The organism is Alicyclobacillus sacchari (assembly GCF_004366795.1).
GTDB lineage: Bacteria > Bacillota > Bacilli > Alicyclobacillales > Alicyclobacillaceae > Alicyclobacillus > Alicyclobacillus sacchari.
Genome location: NZ_SORF01000034.1, coordinates 1 through 4,950, shown reverse-complemented (window position 1 = coordinate 4,950; position 4,950 = coordinate 1). Strand labels below are relative to the sequence as shown.

Genomic DNA, 4,950 nt, shown 5'->3' with positions numbered 1-4,950 from the left:
CGCAAGTTTGCGGAGAGCGAGCAGGGGCGGGCGATCCTGCAAAACTCTGATACGAAGGTTCTGCTGCGCCAGGATAAGCTCGATAAGGAAGCGGTCATCGAGAACTTCGGCCTTGAGGAACACGAATTTGAAGAGCTCATCGCATTTCGCGACGGGCAAGCCCGTTGGTGGGTCGGCGGTGAGGTGTTTTACAACCAACTTGTTCCGTTTGCGGATGAATTCGAGCTTTTCACAACGAGGTTTGTGCAGTCGGATGCGGAACTCGCCATGCAGCGGAGGTGGCTCGCGTGAACTGGTTCTCCGGGCTTATCGCCAATCTCATTAACGCCCTGGCCAATGGGCTTCAGTCACTGTTGAATCACACGGTGGCCGCGGGGAACAACCTGGCGCCGGATGTGATGGGGAACATCATCCTCGGTGGCTACTTTCATAACGCGTCAAATGCGCCAGGTTGGGGCACGGGAAGTTTCTCGGACGTGATGGATGCACACGCCGTGGCGACACTCGAACCGTTTGCGACGGCGTTTTGGGTGTTCGGGTGGTCGTTTTTCCTCATCTCGATCTACTTGCTCGTCGTGCAAGTGTCGGGGGCAAGGGAAAGTGCTGTGCAGCGGGAGCGGATGAAACAAGGCGTGATCGGGCTTTTCGTGTCTGCGCTTCTTATCTGGCAGGGTCAGCACCTGGCGCTGTTGGTGACCGAGTTCTTTTATTACGCGAGCGACTATTTCTTACACCTGGGCGCACCGCAAAAATGGACGCCGCTCAGTACGAGTGGCGGTCAGGCGCTCTTGAACAGCATTGTGAACTTCTTGCAGGCGCTCCTCGCGTTCATCGTATGGATCGTGTACGAGTTCCGCGAGGTGTTCCTGTACGTCTGGATGCTCTTGTTCCCGCTTGCCATGGCGTTTTACGCGAACGACAAGACGCGTGGCATCACGAAGACGTGGTGGGTCGAATGGGTGTACCAGATGGCGGTGCCGCTTGGCCAAGCGGTCGTGTACGGGGTGGCGAGCGCGGTGGTGTCCCCGGCCAGCGGCACGGCGCTCACGGCAGAAGACGTGTTTGTGGCCTTGGCGGGGACGATTGGGCTGCTGTCGTCTGCGGTCTATGTGCGCAAGCTGATCGACGTGGTAGCCCAGGCGTTTGGGGCGTCGCTCTTCGGTTCGGATCACGGCATGCGTTGGGGCAACCTTGCGATGGTCGGAGCGTCGGCTGTCGCGGGAGACCTGGCTGGGAAGATGGCGGTGACCGGCACGGCTAAGGCGACGGGGGCGACGCTTGGGAAGATGGCGCATGCGATCGATAACACGGTGGGACGTCGAGTCGCACAGAAGGCCATCGAACGACGTCCCGAGATGTACGCAGGCACACTCAAGTCGGGTGCGTCGATCGAGGATGTGATGATGCAGAATAAGCTCGGCTCACAAGGAGACGTATTGCATGCGGGTGGAGCAGGTTTGGAGGCAACTGGAGGACAGATTTCTGGTTCTAAAAGAAGCGTTTCTGTTGCGGGAAGACGTCATGAATCTCACGCGGTAGGCGCACTAGCGGATGCGGCACGAAGCTTCAGAGATGGATTCGCACAAAGCCATGCGGGACTTTGGCTTCGAACATCATGGCGAGGATATCAAAGCGAAGGGGGCGCGACGGCCAAGATCATGCGCCGAGCCGCGAATACTTCCGAACTGGTCGCCAACTATACGAAACGTACCTGGGGAGATAAGCCGTGGATTGGTAGGCCCGTTACAGAAATGTCCAATCTGACAGCGGGTTTGGCGCAAAGTTACCAAGTGCATGACAAGAATCGTTCTGAGCGATTGGAAGCCCTACGCGCAAACCTGCGCGAAGTTGCTGAACTCAATCAGCTGAAAACGCGTCTGCCGAGCCTTGCGAGTGAGTGGATGAATAGCACGGGTGCTAATGCAGACCCCGCGTCGGTTACGACATCTCCCGCGATGTCAGCTCCTGCGGACGTCACATCTCCCAGTTCGTATTCAAGTGCTCCGACAACCTCGCCGGGTACGGTGAGTGGTGGTCGTTCGACCGCCCAGACGGGCGTACAGATGCAATTGCCACTGTCTCAAGCCGAGCAACGGTATGAGGCTGCGAAAGCGCAATGGCTCGCCGAGCTTCGACGTTCAGGCTTTGATTCGTCGACCGTTCAGTCCTTGTTGCAAGAAGCGGAGACCAAGTGGGAGGATGGCAAGCACCTTCGCGATCAAGGCACGTGGTCGCCCGACATAAGACAGGCGTATCGGGAGGCCTTCACGGCGTATCGGCCTGCGATGCTTGACCGGAAGGCGCGAGAAGCCGTGGAAGCCGGGCGCTTAGTGCTCGAGAGACCGAAGGATCCGCATAAGGTACAAAGAGAGAGGAGCAAAGCGTTTCTGGATGACGCGCGCAATGCGCTCATATATCGCCGGTAAATTAGGTCTGAACCAAGCTACGTCCACGAACACGCCATGGTATGCTCGGATACGAGGTGATCCACATGCATCCAGGCGTGTTTTTCATGCATCTACGACACATGTTGCCGTGGTGGTCGCCGGCCATCATCGCATGGTATGGGACCTTGTTCTTTTGGGCCATGGATTATCCGCACCGTGCGGTGGACGAAGCGCCGTTTGAATTCTCGGAGCCACCATCACAGATTGTGAGCTTCTGGTACGCGATGTTCTTTTGGGGATGCGCCTTTTTCTATGCGATGTGGTTTGCACTTCCTTATACTGGAACGGAATTTCTCGTGGACTTCTTCACGGTGCCGTGCATCTTGATGATCGTAGGCTTCTTTCTTTTGAAATGGTTCATGAGTTTCATTGACTTTTTCGATAATACGGATCCGGGCGGAGGAGCATCGAAAGGTCTGACGTATAGCGAATGGCAGATTTTCGAAGCGCGAAGACGAGTTCGGGATAAAAAACTTGCGGTACAGCGTGCGCAGGAGTCTGTGATACCTGAGTTACGCCGAGCACGACTCATCGTATTCCCTGGCATGAAGGACGAATCGAAGCGAGGTGACCGTGCATGAAAGGGGTATGGCATTTCATTCATCACTGGTATCTCAAAATCCCATACAGCCCGGCGGAAGCGCATTTGTTCCGCCATGTATGGCACACGATCCCTTTTTGGATGCCGGGCTTCATCGCGTTGAGCATTGTGCCGGCCGGTTATATCCTCATGATTTTGCTCAGCGTGCTCTTCTCGGGTTTCGAGTGGGTCAGGTACGAGAAAGCACTTGAGGTCATTAAGGAGCGCGGTCGGAAGTACTCGTACTACGGATTGTGGCTGGCCTACATTATTTGGGCTCCGATGCCTTGGCCACGGGCGGCGACGTTCGGTTGGACGGTGGTCGGATGGTTCACGATGCGCCACTTCTGGAAGAAGCGCCGTCGGCGGATCGTCTGGATGTCCACGCTCGACAAGGCGGATCTGGCGCTCGTGCCGGGGTGGGCGGAGTGGTTAGAGCGGCAACAGCGGATTGAGGTGGTGTTGGATAGGACGCTGCCGTGGCGACGGGCAAAGGCGAAAGCAAACAAGGCTTCGTGAGTATATTGTATAAAATGAACAAAATAAATAAAATGAATCATGAGGGGTGAGGTTTATGAAGACTGTGAACGCAACCGACGTTCGCCACCAATTTGGAACATTGATGAGTAGCATTAAGGTGGACCCTGTACTCATCGAAAAAAACGGAAAGCCGATTGCCGTGATGCTGTCGATAGAAGAATTCGAGCGTTTGCAAGAGCTTGAGGACTTGTGGTGGGGAGAACAGGCGAAAAAGGCTGCCGAAGAAGGGCTTCTCACCGAAGAAGAGACGAAAACATGGTTGACGGAGCGCTTAAATGAAACTTCGGATTACTAAGTTTGCAAAAGATTTTCTGTCGGAACTTCAATCGAAAATGTTTCGGCAAGTTGTTGTAAGGATTTTTGATTTGCTATCTAACCCGTATCCACATGATGCTAAGCAACTCAAAGGTTACGAATACTTTCGCGTGGACATAGGTGAATATCGAATCATATACTCGGTGGACGATGACGAAATCCATGTGTTGTTAGTTGGAAAGCGCAATGACGATGAAGTATACCGGCGTCTGAAACGCATGGAGCATTAGCCCTATGATTTCTGCAGATTCTCCAAGCGTTCCAAGTACTCTTCCCGGCTGATCTCGCCACGCGCGTATCGTTCGCGGAGAACCTCAATGGCACGATCGTACGGTTCATGCTGACCCTGAGAGCCGAACGGTTTCATGCGGATAATCACCCAAACCACAAGGACAATGGCCGCTAAGAGCATGAGGACGGAGAGAAACCAGTAAAATCCCATCATACCAAAACGATAGTCGACCATCATTCGCAACACCCCAAAGACCGACATGTATGTGCTATCCTACGTGCATGGGGACAACCCCAACCAGTACATGCATTCGCGACCACCCTGCTGTGAGTCCTTGCAGCGCTTGCAAAGGGACTTTGCAAGAAGAGGGGGTGGCGCGGTGCGAAAATTGAAGTTGAAATCGAGCGAGAGCCTGCTTCACATAAACAAGACAACCAGCCCCACAAATAACCTGGCTGGGTTATAGGCTGGTTGCCCTGCACCGAAATATGTCGGCCCGATGCATGCGCTGCAGGCCTTCCCACCCACCAGTATACACGCTGGTGGGTGGATTTTAGGATGAACACCACGTCACATCTTTATCCTCACTATAACACACCGTGTTTTCTTCTCAAATTTTCGAAAAATGGCTCAAAGTTGGCGTGTTTTACTTGTGTGTCTACGTTACCCTGAACACACAAGGAGCTGATGATTGTGAAACTCACTTCGCTCTTCGAATCGATCGCCTTTGTTGCCGAATACGGTGACCTCGACGCAGACCGACATGTGAAGCGAGTAGCCACATATGCGCGGTTTGTCGGCACTCACGTCCTACGTTTGCCCCAGGCGACCTATGA

The 4,950-nt window shown here is 54.3% G+C and carries 6 protein-coding genes and 1 pseudogene; 6 read left to right on the top strand and 1 reads right to left on the bottom strand.

Features of this window, described 5'->3' with window-relative positions:
- From C7445_RS14020 to C7445_RS13995, 6 genes and pseudogenes are all read left to right on the top strand, one after another.
- Window positions 1-291: pseudogene (locus tag C7445_RS14020) on the top strand (conjugal transfer protein TraC); the annotation flags it as partial.
- On the top strand, window positions 288-2,426 hold the full coding sequence (locus C7445_RS14015) for a hypothetical protein (protein WP_134161303.1): 2,139 nt from the start codon (window positions 288-290) through the stop codon (window positions 2,424-2,426). The pseudogene C7445_RS14020 and the gene C7445_RS14015, both read left to right, overlap by 4 nt.
- Window positions 2,427-2,512: 86 nt before the next feature.
- Entirely contained in the window at window positions 2,513-3,028 is a 516-nt protein-coding gene (locus tag C7445_RS14010) for a hypothetical protein (protein ID WP_243835209.1), read from the top strand.
- Window positions 3,025-3,546: a hypothetical protein gene (locus tag C7445_RS14005; protein ID WP_134161299.1), complete on the top strand. Its 522-nt coding sequence runs from the start codon at window positions 3,025-3,027 to the stop codon at window positions 3,544-3,546. Before C7445_RS14010 ends, C7445_RS14005 begins: the two co-directional genes overlap by 4 nt.
- A 55-nt stretch (window positions 3,547-3,601) precedes the next feature.
- Window positions 3,602-3,862, top strand: a complete 261-nt coding sequence (locus tag C7445_RS14000) for a type II toxin-antitoxin system Phd/YefM family antitoxin (RefSeq protein ID WP_134161297.1) — start codon at window positions 3,602-3,604, stop codon at window positions 3,860-3,862.
- Window positions 3,843-4,112, top strand: coding sequence for a type II toxin-antitoxin system RelE family toxin (locus C7445_RS13995; RefSeq protein WP_134161295.1), 270 nt, complete (start codon window positions 3,843-3,845; stop codon window positions 4,110-4,112). The genes C7445_RS14000 and C7445_RS13995 overlap by 20 nt, the downstream gene beginning before the upstream one ends.
- A 2-nt stretch (window positions 4,113-4,114) precedes the next feature.
- Here the strand turns inward: C7445_RS13995 and C7445_RS13990 are convergent, their stop codons facing one another.
- Window positions 4,115-4,375, bottom strand: a complete 261-nt coding sequence (locus C7445_RS13990; RefSeq protein ID WP_134161294.1) for an SHOCT domain-containing protein — start codon at window positions 4,373-4,375, stop codon at window positions 4,115-4,117.
- Window positions 4,376-4,950 lie beyond the last annotated feature (575 nt).